The organism is Ureibacillus sp. FSL W7-1570 (genome assembly GCF_038593265.1).
Classification (GTDB): domain Bacteria; phylum Bacillota; class Bacilli; order Bacillales_A; family Planococcaceae; genus Ureibacillus; species Ureibacillus suwonensis.
On sequence record NZ_CP151979.1, the window covers coordinates 2,064,480 to 2,083,607 of the forward strand.

The 19,128-nt window shown below is 38.2% G+C and carries 20 protein-coding genes; 6 read left to right on the plus strand and 14 right to left on the minus strand.

Translation table 11 applies throughout. The features are described from left to right. Positions 1-4 precede the first annotated feature (4 nt). Together NST13_RS10330 and NST13_RS10335 are read right to left on the minus strand one after the other, a co-directional pair. Positions 5-1,078, minus strand: coding sequence for a D-alanine--D-alanine ligase (locus tag NST13_RS10330; protein ID WP_342471059.1), 1,074 nt, complete (start codon positions 1,076-1,078; stop codon positions 5-7). Positions 1,079-1,183: 105 nt separating this feature from the next. Next, entirely contained in the window at positions 1,184-1,933 is a 750-nt protein-coding gene (locus NST13_RS10335; RefSeq protein WP_342580547.1) for a hypothetical protein, read from the minus strand. A gap of 206 nt (positions 1,934-2,139) precedes the next feature. Between NST13_RS10335 and NST13_RS10340 the strand changes: the two genes are divergently transcribed. Beyond that, on the plus strand, positions 2,140-3,333 hold the full coding sequence (locus NST13_RS10340; RefSeq protein WP_342471057.1) for an FtsW/RodA/SpoVE family cell cycle protein: 1,194 nt from the start codon (positions 2,140-2,142) through the stop codon (positions 3,331-3,333). Positions 3,334-3,377: 44 nt separating this feature from the next. On the opposite strand, the gene NST13_RS10345 is transcribed toward NST13_RS10340, so the two are convergent. After that, complete coding sequence (locus NST13_RS10345; protein WP_342471056.1) at positions 3,378-3,509, minus strand: Lmo0850 family protein; 132 nt, start codon at positions 3,507-3,509, stop codon at positions 3,378-3,380. Positions 3,510-3,751: 242 nt separating this feature from the next. Between NST13_RS10345 and NST13_RS10350 the strand changes: the two genes are divergently transcribed. The 3 genes from NST13_RS10350 (at position 3,752) to cls (ending at position 7,454) form a co-directional block, all read left to right on the plus strand. Next, positions 3,752-4,921: an MFS transporter gene (locus NST13_RS10350; RefSeq protein WP_342471221.1), complete on the plus strand. Its 1,170-nt coding sequence runs from the start codon at positions 3,752-3,754 to the stop codon at positions 4,919-4,921. Positions 4,922-5,092: 171 nt separating this feature from the next. Beyond that, positions 5,093-5,884 (plus strand): YwqG family protein, encoded by a 792-nt coding sequence (locus NST13_RS10355; protein ID WP_342580548.1) that lies wholly within the window; start codon positions 5,093-5,095, stop codon positions 5,882-5,884. A gap of 115 nt (positions 5,885-5,999) precedes the next feature. Next, a complete protein-coding gene (gene cls / locus NST13_RS10360) occupies positions 6,000-7,454 on the plus strand; it encodes a cardiolipin synthase (RefSeq protein WP_342580549.1) in 1,455 nt (484 codons plus the stop codon). Positions 7,455-7,511: 57 nt separating this feature from the next. On the opposite strand, the gene NST13_RS10365 is transcribed toward cls, so the two are convergent. The 3 genes from NST13_RS10365 to NST13_RS10375 form a co-directional block, all read right to left on the minus strand. Continuing rightward, positions 7,512-8,396 carry a D-alanyl-D-alanine carboxypeptidase family protein gene (locus NST13_RS10365; RefSeq protein WP_342471052.1) on the minus strand — a complete coding sequence of 295 codons (885 nt, stop codon included), beginning with the start codon at positions 8,394-8,396 and terminating at the stop codon, positions 7,512-7,514. Between the two features lie 111 nt (positions 8,397-8,507). Then, positions 8,508-9,266: a membrane protein insertase YidC gene (gene yidC / locus NST13_RS10370; RefSeq protein ID WP_342471051.1), complete on the minus strand. Its 759-nt coding sequence runs from the start codon at positions 9,264-9,266 to the stop codon at positions 8,508-8,510. 90 nt (positions 9,267-9,356) lie between these two features. Further along, positions 9,357-10,157 (minus strand): AraC family transcriptional regulator, encoded by an 801-nt coding sequence (locus tag NST13_RS10375; protein ID WP_342471050.1) that lies wholly within the window; start codon positions 10,155-10,157, stop codon positions 9,357-9,359. 482 nt (positions 10,158-10,639) lie between these two features. On the opposite strand from NST13_RS10375, the gene NST13_RS10380 reads away from it, so the two are divergent. Both NST13_RS10380 and NST13_RS10385 read left to right on the plus strand, forming a co-directional pair. Beyond that, a complete protein-coding gene (locus NST13_RS10380; RefSeq protein ID WP_342471049.1) occupies positions 10,640-11,290 on the plus strand; it encodes a LytTR family DNA-binding domain-containing protein in 651 nt (216 codons plus the stop codon). Between the two features lie 325 nt (positions 11,291-11,615). After that, entirely contained in the window at positions 11,616-13,136 is a 1,521-nt protein-coding gene (locus NST13_RS10385) for an acetyl-CoA hydrolase/transferase family protein (RefSeq protein WP_342580550.1), read from the plus strand. Between the two features lie 327 nt (positions 13,137-13,463). On the opposite strand, the gene NST13_RS10390 is transcribed toward NST13_RS10385, so the two are convergent. The 8 genes from NST13_RS10390 to murB all read right to left on the minus strand — a co-directional run bounded on the left by NST13_RS10390 (position 13,464) and on the right by murB (position 18,971). Continuing rightward, the gene (locus NST13_RS10390; protein WP_342471046.1) at positions 13,464-13,766 is read right to left on the minus strand and encodes a hypothetical protein; all 303 of its coding nucleotides are present in this window, start codon (positions 13,764-13,766) and stop codon (positions 13,464-13,466) included. A gap of 111 nt (positions 13,767-13,877) precedes the next feature. Next, positions 13,878-14,156 (minus strand): GNAT family N-acetyltransferase, encoded by a 279-nt coding sequence (locus NST13_RS10395; protein ID WP_342471044.1) that lies wholly within the window; start codon positions 14,154-14,156, stop codon positions 13,878-13,880. A 52-nt stretch (positions 14,157-14,208) separates the two neighbouring features. Further along, the gene (locus NST13_RS10400) at positions 14,209-15,123 is read right to left on the minus strand and encodes a DUF1002 domain-containing protein (protein WP_342580551.1); all 915 of its coding nucleotides are present in this window, start codon (positions 15,121-15,123) and stop codon (positions 14,209-14,211) included. Between the two features lie 105 nt (positions 15,124-15,228). Next, positions 15,229-16,083, minus strand: coding sequence for a S1-like domain-containing RNA-binding protein (locus NST13_RS10405; RefSeq protein ID WP_342580552.1), 855 nt, complete (start codon positions 16,081-16,083; stop codon positions 15,229-15,231). Positions 16,084-16,106: 23 nt separating this feature from the next. Next, on the minus strand, positions 16,107-16,520 hold the full coding sequence (gene mntR, locus NST13_RS10410) for a transcriptional regulator MntR (RefSeq protein WP_342471041.1): 414 nt from the start codon (positions 16,518-16,520) through the stop codon (positions 16,107-16,109). Between the two features lie 124 nt (positions 16,521-16,644). Beyond that, on the minus strand, positions 16,645-16,929 hold the full coding sequence (locus NST13_RS10415) for a late competence development ComFB family protein (protein ID WP_342471040.1): 285 nt from the start codon (positions 16,927-16,929) through the stop codon (positions 16,645-16,647). A gap of 217 nt (positions 16,930-17,146) precedes the next feature. After that, a complete protein-coding gene (locus NST13_RS10420; protein ID WP_342580553.1) occupies positions 17,147-17,929 on the minus strand; it encodes an exodeoxyribonuclease III in 783 nt (260 codons plus the stop codon). A gap of 130 nt (positions 17,930-18,059) precedes the next feature. Then, on the minus strand, positions 18,060-18,971 hold the full coding sequence (gene murB / locus NST13_RS10425; RefSeq protein WP_342580554.1) for a UDP-N-acetylmuramate dehydrogenase: 912 nt from the start codon (positions 18,969-18,971) through the stop codon (positions 18,060-18,062). Positions 18,972-19,128: the final 157 nt, after the last annotated feature.

Here is a 19,128-nt window from a genome sequence, read left to right on the forward strand (position 1 = left end):
CCAACTATTCTCTGTTAAATTGAAGTTGTTGTTTTTCTTTGTGTCGTTCAATCGCAAGTTCAATGAGCTGATCAATCAATTCCGGATAATTTAATCCGGTGTTCTGCCATAAAAGCGGATACATGCTAAACGGCGTAAAACCTGGCATTGTATTCACTTCATTGATCAATACTTCATCTCCGCGCACAAAGAAATCGGCTCTCACCAAGCCGGCGCAATCCAAGATTTTAAATGCACGGATGGCCATATCTTTCATTTTCGCTTCCACTTCCGGAGAAACTTCGGCAGGAATGATCAATTGGGTGGATCCGTCCTTATATTTTGATTCGTAATCATAAAACTCCGTCGTCGGTTTGATTTCGCCTGGAACAGACACTTTCGGTTCATTGTTGCCAAGCACAGCCATCTCGATTTCCCGCGCTTCGATCCCCTGTTCAACAACAACTTTCCGGTCATATTTAAAAGCGATGTGGATGGCCTTTTCCAATTCCTCTCTATTGGATGCTTTGTTGATGCCGACGCTGGAACCTAAATTGGCCGGTTTGACGAACATCGGATAAGTCAATTCATTCTCGCATTTTGAAAGCAACGCTTCTTTATTTTGATCCCATTCGTAGCGGATAAAATACACGAATGGCACTTGGTTCAATCCTGCTACGCTGAACAATTGCTTCATGATCACTTTATCCATGCCGGCAGCGGAAGATAATACACCATTTCCAACATAAGGCAGATTCAACAGCTCAAGAAGCCCTTGAACAGTGCCGTCTTCTCCATATGTGCCGTGGAGCAAAGGAAAAACCACATCAAATTTGGCTTGTTTGTCATTTTCATCTAAAATGAACTCGAGAATATAATTCGGATTGCTTTCTTCCTTCGTAAATTTCAATTCTTCAACAGATTCCGCCGGTTTTGTCAGTTGGGGACCTCTGCACCATTCACCGTCAAGGGTGATATAAATCGGAATTACTTCATATTTGTCAAAATCAATGGCTTTCGTTACCGCAGTGGCAGTAATCAATGATACTTCATGCTCTGCGGATTTCCCCCCATACAATAATCCGATCCGTTTTTTCATTGTTCGACCTCCAAGTTTTAAGTAATACTAGTTTATCATGAAAAGAATGTCTTCATGAATACAAAAGAAAAACTCCCTGTCATCTGCACCCTTGGACAGGGAAGTTTACGTCAGTTTAATCAGTTCGTCATAGTCCTGTTTCAGAATGATTTTCAAATCGTTCCATACTTCATCAGGGTAATCATAGTCGGAGAGTGTGCGAATTTCAACACCAAAATGATTTTCCGGTTTTTCCATCTTGTAGATCGAAATAAGTGCGCCCTCTTTGAAATAACTGCGATATGCTTTTAATGAAGCGGCATCCATTTTTGGGATTCTCTCTTTCGATCTTCTTCGCCAGAACCCTCCATTACCACCGTTTTCCTTTATAATATTATTGATGAGGGTTGAGATCAGCATTTCAAAATCTTCCAAATAACGGAAGTAAATTTTCGTTGTTTTATCATCCGCAGATGAACAATACACATAACGATTTTGCAATTTCACAAAAAATGGTGTAGTGACAGGTTCTTTTTTATGCCCTAAATATAATAATTCTGCCTGCTCCATGGGAGTGAGCTGATTGATTTGCTTTTCGTCCGAAAAATCCACCCAGCATAAGTCACGATTTGAATCTTCCATCTTTTTCACAAAGTTTTTTATTTCGTCATTCGGAATATAATCCAGCTGGGTATGCATATTAAATAAACCATCTTCGTAATTGTGCTTTAAAAGCAAAATATTTTTTATGGAATCAACAGATCCAATAAACTGTTTCAAAGTCAAACCGCTAAAAATAACAAACCGATCGACATCATTCATATGTATAAACAAATGATAAAAGTAGTCGTCAACCGTCTTATGTTTTTTTGCCATCCAATCACTCTCCATTACCACAACCGTTAAGTTTATTATATGATGTAATTATGTTTTTTTGAAACAATTTCATATTGTATTCGTCTTTAACTAATGTTTAAATCTGTAATGGGCATTTTTTTGGGATAATGCATAATAAAATATGATACAGTATATTGATAGATGAACATTGTAAAATGCAATATTATAGAACATAGGTGGACAAAATGGAAAATAACAGAAACTTTGCAGAAAGATTCGATTGGAAACTTGCTGCTATACTCATTACATTTTTAATTATCAGTTTGTTGGCCATATCCTCAGCCCAAACGACGGGGCAATATGGCGAAACAAATTTCGTCATAAAACAATTGCAATGGTACGTCATCGGCGCCTTCATCATTGCTTTTGTCATGTACTTCGAGCCGGAACAATACAAAAAAATGTCTTGGTATTTATATGGCTTCGGAATTTTTCTATTAGTTTTGCTCATTTTTATGCCGGAAGGCCCAGGACAAATCGGTGAACCAAAAAACGGAGCCAAAAGCTGGTACCACCTTCCAATTGGAAGCATTCAACCTTCCGAATTCATGAAGACTTTTTATATACTGGCAGCCGCAAGACTGATCAGTGCTCACCACGAAAAATACACAATCAAAACCATTAAAACCGATTTATTATTATTAGGAAAAATCGCTCTCACTTTATTCGTTCCGCTTGCATTTATCATGCAACAGCCCGACTTGGGATCTTCATTGGTGTTTATTGCCATTACCGCCGCGTTAATTGTTGCAGCAGGTATTTCTTGGAAAATTATTCTTCCGATTTTTATAGGCGGCGCCGCTATAGGAAGTACCGTAATTTGGATGGCTTTATATATGCAGGATTTCCTTGCAGACCACTTGGGTGTGAAGCCATACCATTTTGGACGGATTTATTCATGGCTTGATCCATATTCCTATGCGGATGAAGCGGGTTATCACTTGATCACTTCCCTTAACGCCATCGGATCAGGGGAAATCTTCGGCAAAGGGTATATGAACCGGGAAGTTTATGTTGCCGAAAACCACACCGATTTCATTTTTTCAGTCATTGGTGAAGAATGGGGATTTATCGGCGCAAGTTTTGTTATCTGCCTTTACTTCCTGTTGATTTACCATTTAACCAAAATCACCCTTACCTTAAAAGATCCATTCTGTACATATGTTTGTGCCGGAATTATCGCAATGATCACTTTCCATGTATTCGAAAACATCGGAATGACGATCCAATTACTTCCAATCACGGGTATTCCTTTGCCTTTCATCAGTTACGGAGGAAGTTCACTCATGGGAAACGCCCTGGCGATCGGACTTGTCTTCAGCATGAAGTACCATTACAGAAAATACATGTTCTCGGCAAAAGATGAGGATGATTTATAAAAAAATTCCCGCTATGCGGGAATTTTTATTTTTGTTCATCCGAATTAACATTGGGTAGTTGTTTTTGGTGGTGCCAATACTTTCAACAATTCCAACCGTGATTTCGTTACTGTTACCGTTACACCTGTTTTTGATAATTTCAAAGCGATTTTCCTCAAATCCACGTCCTTCGCCATACCTACCACCTATCCCTTAAAAATATATATTATAAATAACGTTCAAATAGTGGAAAAGTTTCGCGCACTACATCTTCAAGTTATTGTAACATGATAATCTTCCTTTATATTTTTCAAATATATTACAAGTTTATGAAAAAGGGGATTTTTTACAGTATACCATTTACTTGTTTTCAAAAAAAGGTAAAGTTACAATGTACATGTTCATACTAATTAAAAAATAAAAAAATAAAGGCAGGAAGATTATGAAAAATATATCCTTATTGTTATCCATACAATTTCTCGTCTATTTGGGCTTTGGAATCATCATTCCTGTTTTGCCGGAAGTGGTTGTGGAAAATCAATGGAATGATGTTCATGTAGGCGGATTATTGACGGTTTATGCATTAGCCAGCTTCTTCACGGCCCCTTTCTGGGGAAACATTTCGGATAAAATCGGAAGAAAGCCATTGATACTGGTAGGTTTGGTCGGTTTTAGTTTAAGTTTTCTTATTTTCAGCCTATTTATCGATCATTTATTCATTTTATACCTTTCCCGTTTTATTGGCGGTTTGTTCTCTGGTGCGCTCTATACTTCCGTTACTGGATATATCAGCGATGTTTCCACAAACGAAAACCGAAACAAATACATGGGACTTATGGGAATGACGATCGGTCTTGGATTCATCTTCGGACCGGCTGTAGGCGGTGTGCTCGGTGAAATTCAACTGCACTTGCCGTTTACAATTTCTGCCGCATTGATTGCCGTTCTCTTTATTATTGCACTGATTTTGTTGAAAGAGCCGGAAAGAAAAGGGGAGGCAACGAAACGGGAACTGCTTCCAAAAGGGGCATCTACACTTTTTAAATATCGTGTCCGTTATTTATTCTTCTTTTCATTTTTCGTTACATTCATCTTAGCCGGTGTAGAAGCCACATTCCAGCTTTTCCAAATTGATCGCATCGATATCACACCGTCGCAATTAGGATCTTTATTTATGTTTAGCGGATTCGTCGATGCATTCGTTCAAGGAGGCATCATTCGTCGAATCAAAGATGGTACTGAAACAAAATGGTTATTTGCAGCTCAGATCATTTCTGCCATCGGACTGGTATTAATCACCATGACATCCGGTTTGGTAATGGCGGGTGTTGCTCTCTGTGTCTTCACAGCAGGAAATGCATTAGCCAGAACTTGTGTCGTTTCTTTAACGACGAAAGAATCCGGCGGAAAGTATGGTCTCGCTTCCGGACTTTCCTACTCCATGGATAACTTGGGAAGAATTATCGGCCCGCTGTTTTTTACCGGATTATTTAATTTCGGAACAAATCTGACTTATTATGTTGCAACAGTGATAGCCCTGATTGTAATCGGTTTAATTTTCTTCTTCAAACAGTCAAAGAAATCTCTTCGTGCAGAGTATGAAGGTTGATTGGATAAACTCCATTCAGAAACAACTTATCTTAAAAAAATTTGTAAAACTGATCTGTGCCTGGATTCTCCAGGCGCTTTTTTATCAATAATTTTAAAAAACATGTTAAATGGTGCATATATTTTTTATAAACGGTTATAAGAATATAAAAATTATGTTGGAGGATCAAACTTGGACTTTTTACATTCATTCCCTCTGCCATCCCAATTTGAAGGAATCCGAACAAGACTTGAAGCATCATCGTTGAAAACGATTAATATCTATCCTAAAATACAACAAACCGGTCTTACGGACAGCAAATTTTCCGGGATTCCGTACTTGCCAAAAACAATGCACTATCCTAAAGACATTGATGGAAATCATTTGATTTTCCTTGCCCAAATAAATTTTGAACAAGTTCATTCATTTCATCCTTTTCCTTCAAAAGGGATTTTACAATTTTTCATCTCCCCTTCTTTTGTTACATATCAGATGGGTGAAGAAATTTTTCAGCAATATTTTAAAGTGCGGTATTTTCCAACCATTTTGCCCGAAAAGGAACTGGCCACCGATTTTTCGTTCTTGCCAAAAACCACATACTCCCCGTTTAAACACCCGATGGCGCTTCGATTTATCAATTCGATCGAACCTGTCTCCGCCATGGATTATCGGCTGAAAAAATATATCGGCCTCGGTGATCTTACGAAGCGTCTTCATGACGGACGCACTCTTGAAGAACACTACTTTGAACATTTTTTGGGAGCGGAACATAAAATCGGCGGTTATCCATACTTTATTCACTACGATACCAGAAGTCATTCAACCCTTCTAAAGCGGTATGATACGCTGCTTTTACAAATCGTTTCGGATGATGAACAAAACATCATGTGGGGAGACTCGGGAATCATCAAGTTTTTTATCAATAGCAAAAAGCTCGCCCAAGGTGACTTTACTGATATTTATTTGCAAACTGAACAATACTGATGATTGGGCAACCAACTGAAAAGAAGGTTGCCTTTTTATATACCAATAATTTCTATTTGAATGGTAATTAAGTTATAATGATATATAATAATGCGGGGGAGTAGGTGGGTATGGAATGAGTGTCATCATTAATTCAATTCCTTTCATTCCAATTTTATTTGTTTTAAATATTATTCTCGCCATCACCATTATCTTTTTGGAGAGAAGAGATGCATCTTCCACTTGGGCATGGATTCTTGTGCTATTTTTCCTGCCGTTACTTGGATTTATTTTATATTTAATGCTTGGCAGACAGTTGCGGAAAAAGCATTTGTTCCGCTGGGATGGCAAAAAGGATATTGGCATCGACAATTTAATTAAGTATCAAATTGATGCGCTTGAAAGTGATACTTTTCATTTTAATGAGGACTATGTGAAAAATTATAAAAACCTCATTCAAATGAACCTGATTACCGGAGACGCAGTCCTGACCCAAGACAATAAGATCCGGATCTTTGATGATGGGGTCGAAAAATTCCAATCTTTGATCAATGATATCTCCAATGCCAAAGATCATATTCACATACAATATTACATTTTTAAGCTCGATAATTTAGGGCAAAGAATTTATGATGTGCTGAAAAAGAAAGCAAAACAAGGGGTTAAGGTCCGAATCCTGTACGATGAAATGGGGTCAAGGGGAATCAAAAAAAGACAATTTAAAGAGCTGATTGAATTGGGCGGAGAAGTTGAAGTCTTTTTCCCTTCCATTTTCCCCCTACTGAATCCGCGGCTGAATTTCAGAAACCACCGGAAAATCGTGGTGATTGATGGCCGTATCGGATACATTGGCGGATTCAATGTCGGTGATGAATATATCGGTTTGAACAGCAAATTCGGTTATTGGAGAGATACCCATCTGCGCATTGAAGGCAGTTCGGTTCATCCTCTTCAAACGCGGTTTATATTGGATTGGAACCAGGCGAGCGAACATAAAATCGAATATGCGGAACGCTATTTTCCGGCCATCCCGAAAAAAGGGGATGTGGCAATGCAAATCATCTCCAGCGGCCCGGATACGGATTGGCCTGCCATTAAAAATGCTTATTTGAAATTATTGATGGAAGCGAAACGGTATATTTATATACAAACCCCCTATTTTATTCCGGATAACAGTTTCTTGAATGCCATAGAAGTCGCCAGCCTTTCCGGGATTGATGTGCGCATCATGATTCCAAACAAACCTGACCATATGTTCGTTTATTGGGCCACGTATTCCTACATCGGTGAATTGTTGAAGGCAGGGGCGAAAGTCTATATTTATGACAAAGGTTTCATTCATGCGAAAATGATCGTCATCGATGACGAAGCCGCTTCAGTCGGCACTGCCAACATTGATGTCCGCAGTTTCAGATTGAACTTTGAAGTTAATGCATTTATCTATGATCGTCAAATTTCCCATGAATTGGCCGAAATCTTTGAAAAGGATATTTTGGATTCCCGGGAATTGACTTTGGAGCATTATGATAACCGTTCATATGGCATTAAATTCAAAGAATCCATTTCAAGGCTGCTCTCCCCGATCCTATAAAAAAGAATTCGTTTCTCCAAAAGGGACTTTTACCCTTGGAAAAACGAATTCTTTTTATTAATTAATCCCCAAATATTCTTCTAATGTCAGTCCGGAATCTTTTACTTTCGTGGCAAGCTCCACTCCTAAATAACGGAAATGCCATGCTTCATACATATAGCCTGTAATATGTTCTTTCCCCTTCGGATATCTTAATATGAATCCGTATTTATGAGCATTTTCAGCAAGCCATTTGCCGGCAGGCGACTCTCCAAATGCTTCTTCCAACCATAAATCTTCCCGCCCTTTTTCTCCAATATCAAAGGCGAGCCCTGTCTGGTGTTCGGAATATCCTGGACGCGCGCTGTAGCGGTCCGCCTTTTCTTTTCCATCCCTCGCTACATAATTGTTATAAAGCGTCGCTTGATATTCATAAGAACGATAGGTGCTGAATGCCACTAACTCAAATCCTTGTTTTTTTGCATCTTGCGCCATTTTTTCAAAGGCTGCCCGGGCTTCTTTGTTTTCCCCTGGAGCAAAATCCTTTGGAAGCGGATATTTTTTATTGGCGATCAGCACGCCTTGAATATACGTCGGCTTAGTTGGAAGTTGTTGACCTTCAATATATCCGTTGTTCCCTTTTGTTCCCTGCTCTTTTTGCTGTTGTTCAGTTTTAGGTTGTTGTTGTTCCGGCTGTTTGACTTGCGGTTGTTCCTGCGGTTCTTCTTTTGAAGGAGTGGCTTCTTCCTGCAATTCGCCGGATTTGTCCTTTTCTTCCTGAGGTTCTTCTTTATCTGCCTCATTTTCTTTTTCTTCAGGACTTACGGCAACATTTTCTTCCTCATCCTTCAATGACTCATTTGCATCGCGGTTCATATTGACGGCCAATATAATCGCCACGATGGCAACCACCGCCACAAGCAATGAACCGATCAGTATATAATTCTTTTTGTTATTTTTCATATCATCACCTGATTCCGTCCTATCTGAAAAATTTGCTCTTTTATTTTATCACTAATTTCATAGTTTTACTGCAAAAAAATGAGCCGAGCCGTAAAGACTCGACCTTTGTGCTTATTTTGCTTGTTCAACAGGATGTTCGGAATAATATTTTCTTCCCAAGTAAGTTTGGAATATAAGCAATAAACCGCTGACAGACCAATATAAAGGTAAAGCAGCCATTGATGAAAGCGAGAAAACGACAATCATGATCGGCGAAATATAAACCATCATCTTCATTTGCTGCTTTTGGGCTTCCGGAACTGTCCATAATGAGACTTTTGCCTGAACGAAATAAACAAGTCCCGCAATGGCTGTAATAATGAGATCAGGGTTTCCTAAATTGAACCATAAAAATTTATGGGACAGCACTTCATCGGAATAGCGGATGGCAAAATATAATCCCATGATGATCGGTGTTTGAATCAAAATAGGCAAGCAACCTAAATTCAATGGATTGATATTGTGTTCGCGGTATAAGGCCATCATTTCCTGTTGCACTTTCATTTGTTCTTCTTTTGTTTTCGCCTTTTTCAATCTTTCCTGGATCTCATCCATTTTCGGTTTGATGATATCCATTTTGGATTTCATGATGGATTGTTGACGATAATTGCGCAACATAAAAGGCATCAAAATGAGGCGGACAAAAATTGTAATCGCAATGATGGCCAATCCGTAACTGCCGCCGAACCATTCGCCCAACGTATTCAATAACCAATCCATCGGCTTGACAAATGTGTGGTAAAAGAATCCTTCTTGATTTTCAACTGCTTGGCACCCCGACAAAACAAACAGCGCAATGCCGAAAAGTAAAAATAACATTATTTTCTTCATTTTTCCACCTACTAATTATTTTTCACTAAGTTGAAGTATACGGAATAAACATTATAATTTCAAATAGCAGGTGTCAAAATGAACAGCATCTTATTTTTCTTTTTCGACATTCGCTGTTTCCGGAAATTCGAATCGATAAAATTCATGATGCAATTCATCTCTGAAGTGTTTTGGCGTAACTCCCGTATACTTCTTAAAAATTCGAGTAAAATAGCTTTGATTGCAAAAATGAAATTGTTCAGAAATTGAAGTGATGCTTTTATTCGTATGTCTCAAATAATATTGCGACTCTTCAACTCTTCTCACATTTAAATATTCCACCAACGTGATCCCGACATGTTCTCGGAAAATGCGGGAAAGATGGCTTGTACTAATGTGGAATTTTTGTGCGATACTTTCTACCGTCAAGTCATTTTCCAATTCATCATTTATGTACATGATGACTTTGTTGACTGTTTGATGGCGGAATGTAGGCTGTTTCCGGTCGGCGATAAAACTTACATAGAAGTCGATCAACTCATCTGCAAATTGTAAAAATTCCGCATCCTTCATTTTATTTTGAATCATGTCAATGCAAGCAACATTAAAGGCAAAAGCTTTTTTCGAAGGCACTTGGTTCTCCATAAGCTTTCTAGCAACTATGGACGAAAGGGTCATAAAATAATTTCTTACTTCTTTAATGACTTGTTTTCCAAAACGAATCGATAAAATATCAATAATTTCATGCAATGACTTTTTTGCTTTTTCCGCCTCTAAATGAAATATTTCAAACAACAGTTTTGATTCAATATTAAAAAAGTCTTCAATCCCATTATATTGATTAATACTATCAATTTCCTGAAAATATCGTTTCGAAATTGTTTCAGAAATTGAATGTTGCTGTAACTGCATCATTAACCCCATCTTTCTTCAGAATGAAATTTGCATCATATGTCCATAATCACTATACTGGTATATTCAGCGTAAATCTGATAAAAATAAAAAAATTTTAACATGCGAAAGGTGCCTTTTTGAGTATAAAATGCTAAAATTTTATCTATTATCGCAAAAAAATTCAAAAATTTAAATAATTATTTATAACTAAAGTGAATATTACCATAATTTTCGTTTTTTTTTCAACACTATTTAGCAAATTAAATTACTGAAAAATATTATATATTGTTTACACTATGTAAAATATCATAAATGCATAAAAAAATACTAAAAAAATATTGCTAAAATGTTTTAAAATAAACTATGCTATTGTTCAAGAAAAAATAAATTTCATTACAAAATGTTCTCACAATTATACATTCTTCTCTATTTCATTTCTAAAAATATGTAGTAAAATAAAAATATTAAAACATTAATGTGGACAAACGAGGTGTTTAAAAGTGGATCCAAAAGAAATAGAAGAAATTATGGATGTGATTAAAGAATTCTTCCCGGAAAATACATCCATCGCTATTTCAGATACTAAAGAATATATATATTATCAGCCAAGTAAACTTGTAGACTTGAAAATTAAACCTGGTGATCCGATCAAAGAAGGTTCTGCTGCCTATAAAGCGATACAGTACGGAAAAAAAATCAACACTTACATCGAATCGGATGTTTTTGGAGTCCCTTACTACGGAATGAGCATTCCTTTAATCACTGAAGGAGAAATTAAAGGGGCAGTCACTGCTATTTTCCCTCAAAAGCCATCACCATTTTTGACAAACTACATCACAATTAAAATCGATGACTGCTGGTACCCAATCAAACATAATGAAGTTGTTTATTTGGAAACCCAACTTCGCAAAACTTTCGTCAAAACAATGGATAAAGAAGGATTCCATCGTTTAAATCTCAGCGATCTTGAGTTATTCCTGTCCAGCGACCATTTCATTCGTTGCCATCGCTCTTACATTGTGAATATTGATTTTATCGATGAAATTCAACCTGATTCCCATTCGACATTCCTTTTAGTGATGAGAGATGGAACAAGAATTCCTGTAAGCCAAAGATATGCAAGCTACTTCCGTCGTTCATTGGGATTCTGATTTGGTATCAAATATATATGGCTTCTCTTTCTATTTCTATGGTAAAAAAATCACCATTTTTCCGAAACGGAAAATGGTGATTTTTTGTCCTTTCAATTTGTTATTAAGTTTACCGAATCTTGGTTTTCCAAAATAATATATTTGTCGAAAAATCTCGTATTTTCTCGTTAATACTTTTATTAAGCATTTTCATGCAACACATGAAGATTGTGTGACAAAGACGTGCTATTATTAATTTACTCTTGAGCGCAGTTTAATTGCTCGCCCAATATACTGAAAATTCTTACAAAGTTTTCTCTGTATAACAAATAAAGGGGAGGATACTATGGATTCAATCATTGAAAAAAGAATTGGTGTACCAAAACTAAGAGATCGTATTGTTTCTGCTGAAGAGGCAGCTGCCCTTATTCCTGATGGCGCAGTTGTGGGCTTGAGCGGTTTTACACGTGCTGGGGATGCGAAAGTTGTTCCGATGGCTCTTGTTGAACGGGCGAAAAAAGAGAAATTCAAAATTGACGTCTATACAGGTGCTTCCCTTGGACCTGAAGTAGACCATTATTTAGCTGAGGCGGGCGTTATTCGCAAACGTGGGCCATACCAAGGTGAAAAAGCGATGCGCAACCTTATCAATAAAGGGGACATTTTATATGTAGATGCCCACCTTTCCCACAATGCCGAATTGGTTCGCCAAGGAATCATCGGCCCTATTAAATATGCAATTATCGAAGTTTGTGCGATTACTGAAGACGGGTTATTGATTCCGACAACTTCTGTAGGTAACTCACCGATTTTCGCTCAATACGCTGAAAATATTATTCTTGAATTAAATATTTCACATTCTGATACATTAATCGGTATTCATGATATTTATGTACCAGGTCCACAAGGTAAACGTGAACCGATTCCTATTACAAATGCAAATCAACGCATCGGTGAAAAAGGTATCCGCGTTGACCTTGACAAAATTAAAGCGATTGTCATTTCCGAAGAGCCAGATGCTCCATCATTAATCGTAGCGCCAGATGAAGAAACACAAAGAATGGCAGATCTATTGCTTGACTTCTTCCGTTCTGAAATCAAAGCTGGACGCTTAACAAACGAATTAATGCCAATCCAATCAGGTGTAGGTTCAGTAGCAAACGCTGTATTGGACGGCTTCAAAGAATCTGAATTCGAAAATCTGCAAGTATACTCTGAATGTCTGCAAGACGCAGTATTTAATTTGATTGACGCTGGAAAAGTAAACTTTGCATCAGCAACATCCATTACTTTAACTGCTGAAGCACAACAAAAAGTATATGGCAACATTGAAAAATATGCGGATAAAATTTGCTTACGTCCACAAGAAATTTCCAACCACCCAGAAGTTGTCCGCCGACTCGGATTAATTTCAATCAATGCTGCTCTTGAAGTGGATATTTATGGTAACGTAAACTCTACACACGTAGCAGGTACAAAAATGATGAACGGTATCGGCGGTTCCGGCGACTTCGCCCGAAATGCCCGCCTAACAGTATTCGTTACAAAATCTTATGCAAAAGGCGGCGCTATTTCATCCATCGTTCCTATGGTTTCACACGTTGACCATACAGAACATGATGTTGATGTAATCGTGACTGAACAAGGTATTGCCGATTTACGCGGTCTTGCTCCAAAAGAACGTGTGCCATTGATCATTGAAAACTGTGCACATCCAGACTTCAAAGATCAATTATGGGATTACTACAACCGCGCTGTTGAAGCAACAGGCAATTCCCAAACACCTCATATCCTTGAGGAAGCATTAAGCTGGCACATCAATCTTTTGAAAAACAATACAATGAAAAAAAATGTAGAAGTTAAATAATCACTGCACACCTTAACAGGACAAGCCAACATTTTGGTTTGTCCTATTTTTTTGCTGGACCGCATATTTCATCAAGTATCTCCACTTATGCGCTATGTATCGGAACTGCGTTGATGAGGAATTTCCAGTTGGGGCTGTGCGCTTTCAAGAGGAACTGTTGCAAAACTTCTCCTTCATGGATTTGAAGAATTCGGGGATTCAAAGGGAGGTTTCGTTTACAGGCATCATTCCATTAAATTAAAGGGAAATTGCAAGATACTTTTAAAACGAAATAGCCGCACAATGAATAGCTGTTGCGGCTATTTGTTATTTCTTATTAATATTTGGTTATTGCACTTCCTGATTGTTTTCATTGTAATAAATAACGGCCGTTTGCAACCCGCTTTCAGCGATCATATTATTTTCTCTGATTTTTGTTTCCGTATCATCCGCTGCCGTTTCCGCAATTTCCCTCAAATCATTATTATTGGTTTTGCTATATCTTTTTTCACCGAAGTCGGTTTCCTTTGAGAAAGTGGATCTCATATTCTTTATCATCCTCACCGTTTTGTCACGATTTTCTTTTTTGCTCAAATAGGCTGTCACACCCGCCAAAAACGCAGTCATCAAGACGCCTTTCCCTTTTGCCATGTTTTTTCTCCTTTCCATCTTTATTACTTACTTTTTCCCATCTTTCTTATTTTCATTCTGAACAATAAAAAAGTGACATAAAAACAAAACTGTTCTTATGTCACTTATCATTTACGCTTTTACGTCGTCATATTCACCTTTTTGGAATTCAGCCACCACATAGGAGCAGATTGGATTCATTTTATATTGATGCTCCCTTGCATAGGCCACGGCTTTCTCAAGCAACTTTTTTGCAACCCCTTGGCCGCGGAGTTTAGGAGAAACGAAAGTATGGGTCATATCCATCGTTCCATCATGCTCATTCCATGTGATTTCAGCCAACATTTCCCCATTTTCTTCATACTCGAAAGCAAAATAGTTCGTTCCTCTTTCAACAAGTTTGAACTCCATTCACATTCCTCCCTTTTGAAATTACTATATCACAGGGAGTGGATATTGTAATTTAATTTGATTTTTCTTCCTTGGAGGAGAACCATGATGAAATCGTATCGATCAATTTATTGAAGAAGTTTTTCACTTTTTCCCAAAATCCTTCATCTTTCAAAAATCCCAGCTTTTCTTCGATTGTTGAACTCAAATCTGACAATTGGTCTTTCCATTGGGAAAAATCGATGTCCAATTTGCGAATGCGGTCCATTAAATCAATCAGCATTTGACGGTCGGCATCACTCAACTCAATGTTCAGTTTTGATAGTTGATCTTGTACGATTTGTTCCACTTCTTCTCTCGTCTGAGGATCGATTTCGGCAATTTGCTTTTTAATTTCCGTCAATAATTGGGCCACTTGTTCATCTGTGATATTGGCGTTATCCGCCAGTTCCGTTGCGACTTGCAATTCATCGTTCGCAACATCTGTTCTTTCTACGTCCAATGTTTCCCCTGTCTTTACTTCATAAGCTTTGTAAATTCCGACAAGAGCGGAATGTCCTGTTACCGGTTTGGGTGCTGCCACTTCGATCGTTGCATCTTTGAGTCCGGCTGTTAACATGGCGTTCGCATACATTTCAGAAGTCACTTCTGTAATATTTTCAGGCGTCACAATGCTTACGGTAAGACCTTTCCCTTCTTCTTCACGGGTAATTTTTGCGGAGGAATACATCCGGGCATTTGGATTGCTATTGCTGATATATTTTGCCAAGTCCTGGCCGGAGACCGTAATTTCATCGACTTCCGGTTCTTCATCTACTCTCAAAACTTCTTTTACCTTTTCTTTTTCAGAATCAGAAAGGTTTGCTCCATAAACTACAATTGGAACTCCCAATTTTTCATTAATCGCTTTGGGTGCTGCAAATGCTTGTCGAGGAATAAACGATGCCACCAAAAACAATGCGGCAAGAATAGACAGCCATCTCTTCATTGATCATTCTCCTTTCAAACCTATCCTTTCAGGTTTGCCATTAATTAGTACGACAAAAAACACAAAAGGTTTCCGTCATCGTCCTTTTGTGTATTCATAGAAGCCCTATATAAGTTCTGTCCAACCATCCTTTTGTTTCACTTTTTTCTGTTTCATCAGAACGCCTAATGCCCTTTTGAATGCCCCTTTGCTCATATCGAACATAGCATTGATTTCTTCCGGAGTCGATTCATCACTGAACGGCATCTTGCCTCCCACACTTTTCAAGTATTCATAAATTTTTTCGGCATCTTTTCCCAATCTTTCATAGTTGCGCGGAAGCAATGAGCCATTCATTGTTCCGTCCTCTTTTACTCCGATGATCCGTACTTCCACATCTTGACCTAACCTTGGTTCAGCCTCCATTTGGCTGTGATGCACAAAAATGCGGTAAGGAATATCAATTCCCAACAAAAAAGACCCAACCGGCAAAAGCCTATAGGCCCGCGCTTTTATATTTTTATTAAACAACTGTTCCGAAGCTTCTTCATACAGTTCATTCACCTTTTCTTCCGTAACGAGGCGGCCAAATAATTCTCCCTTTCGGTTTGTATATAAGGTGATGTATAAATGATCTCCCGCTTTTGGCCAAAGTGAGCGCAGTTTGGGCAAATCCTCGGCTTTTACAAGCGCTTCCCGGGAAGTGCCGATATCCACGAAGGCACCTTCCTCTGTCACTTTCATCACTTTTGCCCAGCCATAGGTTCCTTGCACAATATGCGGTATAAATGTCGTTGCTGACAGCTCTCCACGACGATTCGCATACAAAAATACTTTTATACGATCCCCGGCTTCAAGGGGTGTAGTGACTTCCGAGCTATTCAACGGAATTTCCGTATTGCCATCGGTTAAAATCCAACGCGACCCGGCATTTTCTAAGACTGTAAACTCTACTGCTTGACCAGCTTTCAATTCTTCCATTATCGCTTTCCTTCCACCAATCATTATTGTTGTTGTTTCATTTTTTCAAGCTTTTTTACGATTTCTTTATCTTCCTCTAACAACTGGACCAAATCGGCGATGCGGTCGATGGAATTCCAACTCAAATGATGTTCGATCCCCTCCACATCCTGGTAGATTTTATCTTCATCAACACCAATGAGACGCAAAAATTGTTCAAGAAGCTCATGTCTTTTCACCAGCCTCTTCCCAAGCTTTTCTCCCTTTGGTGTTAGTGTTAACCCTCTATACTTTTCATATACTAAATACCCATCTTTATCTAATTTTTGCACCATTTTTGTTACGGAGGAAGGCAAAACCGATAAAGCTTCCGCTATGTCAGACACCCTGGCATATCCTTTTGTTTCAATTAATAAATATATTTGTTCGATATGATCCTCCATGCTTGGTGTAGGCATAACATGACCCCTCACTTTCCATCTATCATATTCAGTTTACTACAATATAAGGAAAAAATGTAACAGTTAAAGGCTTTCCAAAAAGTAAAAAGCCCAAAAAGTTTTTCATCACTTTTTGGGCTTTTCATACCACATGGTTTCTTCTTTTTCCAACATCATAGATGGCGCGGATGATTTCTTTGTTGATGGTTTCAATGTTTTTCGAAACTTTCAATTCATTGAAGATTTTTTCCCGATCGGTTTTGGACGCTACATAATACGGAGGTAAATTATTCAGCGCTTTTGCCACAACTTCCAATTCACATTCATCACAATTGCAAAATGTTTGATAATCAGGACTGCGCAAAAAGTACCGGACAAGACCACTGACCATTTCTTCCATGACGTTCACCAACTTTTGTCGTGACATATTTACCCTCCCTATTCAAAATTAGTATTTTATATTTATAACTATATACATTTAATACAAAATACTCAATAGTAAGAGGACTATTTTTCTTAATTTTCTTAAAAACATATAGGTCTTTAACATCATTTTCCGTTATGAGATTCTTTTTTTCAGCGCTAATTCCATATTGGATTGAACATCTCCTGTGCTATTAGACCTATTGAAGTATGGTTGATGATCATTCCACCTTTTTAAAATGCATCCGGGATTCATTCAATTCCAGGGCAACTGGGCAATGATCGCTTCCCAAAATTTCCGAGTGGATTTCACTGTCAACGACAGCCTCCCTAATCCGATCAGAAACAATAAAATAGTCTATGCGCCATCCAATATTCCGTTCTCTTACTTTATTCATATATGACCACCATGTATAGGCATCTTTGCGATTTGGATACAAAAATCGGAACGTATCGGTAAACCCGGCCGATAATAGCCTTGTCATTTTTCCCCTTTCTTCAAAAGTAAATCCGGAATTTCCAATATTGGATTTTGCGTTTTTCAAATCGATTTCTTGATGGGCCACGTTCAAATCGCCGCAATAAATAACGGGTTTTTTTCCATCCAATTCTTTCAAATAAATAAACAGTTCATCTTCCCATTGCAATCGTTTGTCCAACCGCGCCAAATCTCTCTGGGAATTTGGTGTGTAAACATTGACTAAATAAAATGATTCATATTCCAAAGTGATAATTCGTCCTTCCGGCTCCGAATCTCTTTCACCGACACCATACTTGACTGAAAGAGGCATATGCTTTGTAAATACGGCCGTCCCGGAATATCCTTTTTTCTCGGCATAGTTCCAAAATTGATGATAGCCTTCAAGCGGCAACTCTACTTGTCCATCCTGGCATTTTGTTTCTTGGATACAGAAAAAATCCGCATCCATTTGATTAAAATAATCCAAGAACCCCTTTTTCAAACAAGCCCGTATCCCATTGACATTCCATGATACAAATTTCATAATCTCACCTGCTATGTATGGAAATTCTTTCATTGCACAAAATAAAGGAGCAGCAGCCATTTATGTTTACGAAGGATGCTGTCTCCCTATGAATCAAAAATTTTCACGATACTTTTTACTTTTTCTGAAATCAATCTTCGCCTACAATTTTCACTTCCAGTTCCAAATCGACGCCAAACTTTTCCTTAACCGTTCTTTGAACCATTTTTATGGTTTCAATATAATCCGTCGCTGTAGCATTTCCTTTATTAATGATAAAACCAGCATGTTTTGTGGAAACTTCCGCTCCGCCAACCCCTTTTCCTTGAAGGCCGCTATCTTGAATCAACTTTCCGGCGAAATATCCCGGCGGACGTTTAAAGACGCTTCCGGCTGAAGGGTACTCCAATGGCTGCTTCGATTGCCGTTTAAAAGTCAAATCCGCAATTTTCGCATCAATCTCTTCTTTATTCCCTTTCTCCAATCGGAATAGCGATGAAAGAACAATATAGTTTTTATCCGCAATGATACTTTTTCGGTATCCTAATTCCAGTTCTTCCTTCGATAATACGAGTCTTTCGCCTTCCCTCGTCAAAACAGTTGAATGAACAATGACGTCATTGATTTCCCCGCCATAAGCTCCGGCATTCATCGCCATGGCTCCGCCGACAGACCCTGGAATGCCGCAAGCAAATTCAAAACCTGTCAAACTTGCTTCCGCCGCTTTTTTCGAAACATCCATAATCAGCGCGCCGCTTTGGGCATACACTTCCGTTCCTTCAATCCGGATTTCATTCAGCTTCGATAAATTCATGACAATGCCCCGGACGCCTCCGTCACGCACAATCATATTGGAACCGTTCCCCAGGATTAATAAAGGGATTTTATTGTTGTGTGTATATTTTACAATCCCTTCCGCTTCTTCTTCCGTTTCAGGCATCACCAATATATCCGCATTTCCGCCAATTTTCGTCATAGTATATTTTTTCAACGATTCATTGATTTTTATATTTTCTTGACTTGTAATGTCCGCTAACTCCTTAGCCCATTGATCAATTGTCATAAAAGCATATTCCTTTCTTGTATTAAACCTTGTATCTGTAATTGTATACTTTCTGAAAAATAATTATATGCTTTCACTTCCATAAAACTTATGGCTATTTTTCGACTATTGCCTGCAATAGCCGAGCTGTTATCAATAAGTGTACCATGTTTCATTT